Origin of the sequence: Shewanella sp. UCD-KL12 (genome assembly GCF_001957125.1) — a bacterium.
In the GTDB taxonomy this organism is placed as follows: domain Bacteria; phylum Pseudomonadota; class Gammaproteobacteria; order Enterobacterales; family Shewanellaceae; genus Shewanella.
In genome coordinates this window covers 1-990 of record NZ_MPHJ01000041.1, presented here as the reverse complement: position 1 = coordinate 990, position 990 = coordinate 1, and the positions used below count along the sequence as shown (strand labels likewise).

General features: G+C 45.7%; 2 tRNA genes and 1 rRNA gene. All 3 read left to right on the top strand.

The features are described from left to right. Window positions 1–280: ribosomal RNA gene (locus BM736_RS24720) — 16S ribosomal RNA — on the top strand; the annotation flags it as partial. A gap of 214 nt (window positions 281–494) precedes the next feature. Then, window positions 495–571 (top strand) — tRNA-Ile (locus BM736_RS24715). 137 nt (window positions 572–708) lie between these two features. After that, a tRNA-Ala gene (locus tag BM736_RS24710) sits at window positions 709–784 on the top strand. Window positions 785–990 lie beyond the last annotated feature (206 nt).

Here is a 990-nt window from a genome sequence, read left to right as displayed (position 1 = left end):
CGCGAGGTGGAGCTAATCCCACAAAGCCGGTCGTAGTCCGGATTGGAGTCTGCAACTCGACTCCATGAAGTCGGAATCGCTAGTAATCGTAGATCAGAATGCTACGGTGAATACGTTCCCGGGCCTTGTACACACCGCCCGTCACACCATGGGAGTGGGCTGCACCAGAAGTAGATAGCTTAACCCTTCGGGGAGGGCGTTTACCACGGTGTGGTTCATGACTGGGGTGAAGTCGTAACAAGGTAGCCCTAGGGGAACCTGGGGCTGGATCACCTCCTTACCTATACGACTAACTCAACCCTGAGCATGTAAAAGTGCGCTGAGTGTCTACACAGATTACTTGATAGAAGAAAGAGAAATATATCGAAAGATATTTTTGAGAATTTTGATTCTTAATCAAGGCACTTGATGAGTCTCGTAGGGAGTGTGCTCTAGCACATGACTGAGAAACGAAGAAAGTAACGATGAGTAAGGATTAAAAGACCAAAGAGAATGGGTCTGTAGCTCAGCTGGTTAGAGCGCACCCCTGATAAGGGTGAGGTCGGTGGTTCAAGTCCACTCTGACCCACCAAATCTTTTCTACTCTGCGTTAGTTCAATACTCGTTTAGCAGGCTAAACGTCGCATTAAACTGCCTTGATTAGAATGCGATTTGGCTTCGCCAATGTTTACATTGGATATCTTGATTGTTTCTTGACTGCATGTAAATGGGGCTATAGCTCAGCTGGGAGAGCGCCTGCCTTGCACGCAGGAGGTCTGCGGTTCGATCCCGCATAGCTCCACCATTTACTTTGCTGGTTAACAGGGGAACCTGATTAACTAAGTAGACTTACTTATTCAGCAATAAGTAAGGCATGCATTGGATAGAGATGCCAAAGATAAACTAAGACTTTATCTTTGGCTTTTTTAAGCCCGTTCTTTAAAAATTTGGAAAGCTGATAGTGTTAATGTGAAAGGGACAATGATGAACTTATTCGTAAGTGATTGGTTG